At 63.5% G+C, this 4,249-nt stretch carries 5 protein-coding genes; 4 read left to right on the top strand and 1 reads right to left on the bottom strand.

Translation table 11 applies throughout. From position 1 onward, the window contains the following. Positions 1-245: 245 nt before the first annotated feature. Positions 246-605 (bottom strand): hypothetical protein, encoded by a 360-nt coding sequence (locus ABW137_RS13775; protein ID WP_526400780.1) that lies wholly within the window; start codon positions 603-605, stop codon positions 246-248. 79 nt (positions 606-684) lie between these two features. On the opposite strand from ABW137_RS13775, the gene ABW137_RS13770 reads away from it, so the two are divergent. The 4 genes from ABW137_RS13770 (at position 685) to ABW137_RS13755 (ending at position 3,841) form a co-directional block, all read left to right on the top strand. Then, complete coding sequence (locus ABW137_RS13770) at positions 685-1,116, top strand: MarR family winged helix-turn-helix transcriptional regulator (protein ID WP_526400778.1); 432 nt, start codon at positions 685-687, stop codon at positions 1,114-1,116. A gap of 88 nt (positions 1,117-1,204) precedes the next feature. Continuing rightward, the gene (locus tag ABW137_RS13765) at positions 1,205-2,299 is read left to right on the top strand and encodes an oxidoreductase (RefSeq protein ID WP_526400776.1); all 1,095 of its coding nucleotides are present in this window, start codon (positions 1,205-1,207) and stop codon (positions 2,297-2,299) included. Positions 2,300-2,303: 4 nt separating this feature from the next. Beyond that, positions 2,304-3,203: an SDR family oxidoreductase gene (locus ABW137_RS13760; RefSeq protein ID WP_526400774.1), complete on the top strand. Its 900-nt coding sequence runs from the start codon at positions 2,304-2,306 to the stop codon at positions 3,201-3,203. 89 nt (positions 3,204-3,292) lie between these two features. Continuing rightward, positions 3,293-3,841, top strand: a complete 549-nt coding sequence (locus ABW137_RS13755) for a nuclear transport factor 2 family protein (protein WP_526400772.1) — start codon at positions 3,293-3,295, stop codon at positions 3,839-3,841. Positions 3,842-4,249 lie beyond the last annotated feature (408 nt).

The raw sequence follows: 4,249 nt of genomic DNA, 5'->3' as shown, positions 1-4,249 counted from the left end.
TCGAGGGCCGCCTTGTCCGGGAACACCCGCCGCCCTTCAATGCCGGCGACGTAGGCGAGCGCACGCACGTCAGCGTCGGCCAGTACAGCAAGCTCGTGGTCAGTCATGTCGTGATTCCGGGGACTAGAGGGGCAGGAACGCTGCGATGCCGATGGTGCCAACGCCTTGCTGCTTTACAGGGAGGTAATCCAGATATGAGGCTTCCCGGTTGGTCGGTTTCGGATAGGGACCTTTTGCAAGACGGCTCAGGCGAGGGCCTCGAGCTTTTCTGCAAGCCGGGTGCTGAAGCTCTGCGCTGCGCCTGCCGGTGCGAAACTGATGTGCAGCCTGGACACCCGGTTGTCGGCATTCCAGTGGATGACCACGACGCACTCGGCGTGACGGCCACCCTCAAGCTCGGCGTCGTACTGGAACAGGGAGCGGCTGTCGTCGACACGCTTGAGGAACGTCGGCTTTTGCGAGAGATACAGTGAACCGCCGGCCTTGACCGAGCGGAGGACGGATTCGCGTCCCTTTACCGGTTCAGGAAGCGCGTTGGTGATCAGCACGACGTCGTCGGAGAGGTCGTCGAGGAACGGGTGGCGAGTGGGGGCTGCGGCAGTCATGGGGTACTCCGGGTAGGATGGGTAAGCCGAGCATGACCAATATCTTGCCAAAGTGCAATTACACATATAGGATTAGCCCATGGACCCGCTGCGCGAGCTCGACAACTGTCATTACCTTGCCTACCGCCGGAGTGATCGCTTCATCACACGGTTGTACGACCGCCACTTGTCGCGTGCAGCGCTGACGTCGTCGCAGTTCACCCTGCTGATGAGCCTGAAGGTCAGCCCGGGCATCGGCGCCATTGCGCTGGCCGACGCGATGGTCATGGAGCGCACCACGCTCGTGCGGGCCCTCAAGCCCATGCGCGATGCAGGCTGGGTCGAGGCGTCCGCCAGCGGTGCCGGGCGTGGCATTGCGTTCAGGCTGACCAAGGCCGGACACGCAAAAGTCGACGAAGGCTACCCTTTGTGGGCGGCGGCGAAGAAGGAATTCGAAGACACGGTCGGCGAGTCGAAAGCCAATCGCATCCGCACCAGCAACCTGACCGTGGCCCGGTTGGCGCAAGCCTGAGCGGCCGGCGAAAGCTCGCCATACGGCGGGTTTTCACCGATCTTAAAGTGTAATTACACATCCTTTTTTTCTTCTGATGAGGCCCATCATGAGCGACATCCTGTTCACCCCGGCCAAGATCAACGGCCTGCAGCTCCCGAATCGCATCATCATGTCGCCCATGACCCGCGGCCAGAGCCCCGGTGGCGTCCCGGGCGAAAACGTAGCGGCCTACTACGCAGCGCGCGCCCGTGGCGGCGTCGGCCTCATCACCACGGAAGCTGTGGCTGTCCAGCGACCCACCGCCGCCAACCATCCGGGCATCCCGAACCTGCACGACCCAGCGGCGCAAGCTGGCTGGCGCAGGGTGACCGACGCCGTGCACGCTGCCGGCGGCCTTATTTCCGCCCAGCTCTGGCACTGCGGCGAGCAGCAGAAGGCGGATCCGATGTACACAGCCGACCTGCCCTTCGAGTCCCCGGCCACGATGTCAGACGAAGACATCCAGGACACCATCTCTGCCTTCGGCCGCTCGGCTGCAGCAGCGGTTGCCGCAGGTTTTGACGGCGTTGAGCTCCATGGCGCCAACGGTTATCTCATCGACCAGTTCCTGTGGGCGCAGACCAATACGCGCACCGACGCATGGGGCGGCGACGCCGTGGCCCGTAGCGCATTCGCACGCGAAGTCATCAAGGCTGTCCGCGCTGCCGTCGGGCCCCAGGTCCCGCTGAGCTTCCGGTTCTCACAGTTCAAGCTGCGCGACTACGCCGCAGACCTTGCCGACGGTCCAGACGAGCTCGGTCGCATCCTCCAGCCACTGGCCGACGCTGGCGTCGACGTGTTCCATGCCTCACAGCGCCGTTTTTGGGAGCCGGAGTTCCACGGCTCCCAACTCAACCTCGCCGGCTGGGCCAAGAAACTGACGGGCAAGCTGTCCATCTCGGTCGGCTCGATGGGCCTGAGCGGCCCGGATACCGGGGACTTGCTGGCACACACCGGCGCGTCGGCCCCCACCGGGCCCCTCGATGAAGCCCGTGAGCGCCTTGCCCGTGGCGAGTTCGATTTCATCGCCATCGGCCGCGCGTTGCTGACCGACCCGGACTGGGCCCGCAAGGTTCGCGAAGGCCGCGACAGCGAGCTGAAGGGATTTGACGTCACATCCCTGTTCAGCCTCGTTGGCGCCGAACCGACCGAGGCGGCGTAACGCCATGGCCGACAAAGCCACACAAAAGCCCGTCGCGCTCGTCAGCGGCGCCAGCGGGCGGCTCGGCGAAGAGGTGGTCACGCTGCTGTTGCAGCGTGGCCACCCGGTCATCGCCGGCAGTCGCAATCCGTCAAGGGTTGCCCACCTTGGGAAGCTGGGGGCTGAGGTGCGACGCGTCGACTTTGACGACGCGCCGGATGAACTGACCCGCGCGTTCGAAGGGGCCGAGCGCCTGCTCGTCATCTCCACCGATGAGCTTGCAAAATCCGGCCACCGCATCGCCCAGCAGCTCAGGGCCGTCCGGGCCGCATCGGAAGCCGGCGTTCGCGAGATTGCCTACACTTCCATGCCGCAACCGGATGAAGCATCCCCTGTGCCCTTCGCCGAAGACCACCGCGTGACCGAAGCGGCGATCTTCGACAGTGGCATGCGCTACGACATTCTCCGGAACGGCTGGTACTTCGAAAACCTGCTCGGCCTACTCCCGTTCGTCATTCGTGCCGGCGTCTGGTACACCGCCGCGGGCGACGGCCGCATTCCCTACATCGCGCGACACGACACGGCTCTGGCCGCCACCGAGTCGCTGGCTGGCGGGATGAAAAACAGAATTGTCGACCTTGCGGGTCCTGAGGCGATGACGGTCGACGAGATGGCGGCAGCCATCCGCGCCGCTTACGGCGTCGAGCTTCGCGTCGAGCAGGTGGCCGCAAGCGAGCTCTCAGACCACCTGGTTGCCCAGGGTGTCGACCCGCGTTACGCCCCGTTGATGGTGGTGACCGACATCAACCAGCAACTGGGCCGCTTCGACGTCAATCGCGACGGCCTGGCGGCGATGACCGGCCATGTCGCCTCATCTTTCAAGCGTTTCCTCGAAATGAACCGGGATGGCTTGGTCATTGCCTGATGGCGCGCTCTTTCTGGCGTACGCCTGTTCGTGTTCCCCACAGCGGTCTTCCCGTGCGTCTCAGTGTCGCTTCAAAGCTCCATGTTTCGATGTTCATCGTTCTTGTGCTCGTCTCGGGCACGTCCATGGTCGGGGCCGAGACTCTCCAGCTCACGTTCGATGACGCCGAGCGCTCGTTGCGGCGGCCTGAGCTTCATTGTTTTCCTCTAACCCATCACTGGTGCGCCATGCAAACCGCAACAGAAGTCTTTCAGGGCTACATGGCCAGCGACGCAGTCACCGCCGTCGATTTTTTCGCCGCCGACGCTGTGCTCGAAATGCCGTATGCCGGCCAGATAGGCCTGCCCCTGGTCTACCGTGGACCTGAGGAAATACGTGGTCTCTTCGCCTTGCTTGCCCATGCCATACCGACCTGGCGGTTCAAGAAACCGGAGATCCACATCGCCACTGACGACAAGGTGTTTGCGGAGTTTTTCATCGACGAGCCAACGATCACACCAGGGCGGCATTTCTCCCAGCACATCTTCGCCCTGATGGTCGTCCGCCACGGCAAGATCGTCCGTCTCCGGGAGACGCTGGACCTGATTGCATCTGCGCGAGCTTTCCTGCCCAACGGCGTGCGCGACATTCCTGCCTGACGCGACGGCGTGAGCGCGATCGAGCCGCGCCTGCGCGCTGCGTGCGCAGCGGTGGCTCGTGCCGTCTTCGACTTGTTCCCCAACGGTCGACTCGGCCTGCGATGACCTCGCGGACGCTTTGAAAAATCGCGTCCTGACTCGAATCGACTGACCAACGCGCGCAACTGCCTCGTGGAGGCAGTCAGCGAAGACAAAACGAGCTCTTCAGTCACTCGATAGATGACTGGGTTCCGGAGAACCACCCCGCGTAGGGCATCCATCAGTTCGTGGACAAGGTGCTCCCTTTCCTGCTCGCTTAGACCTGCGTTGGTGGTTCGCCATAGACGTCCTCTCACGATCAGATATCGGCCGTCTGGGGTGATTGGCGCATTCAGCATTGACTATTCCCGCTCGGTTTGCCACGTCACC

It is taken from the genome of Mycobacterium sp. (assembly GCF_040509115.1).
GTDB lineage: Bacteria > Actinomycetota > Actinomycetes > Mycobacteriales > Mycobacteriaceae > Mycobacterium.
The sequence above is the reverse complement of the archived record's forward strand: the minus strand, read 5'-3'. Positions and strand labels throughout refer to the sequence as shown.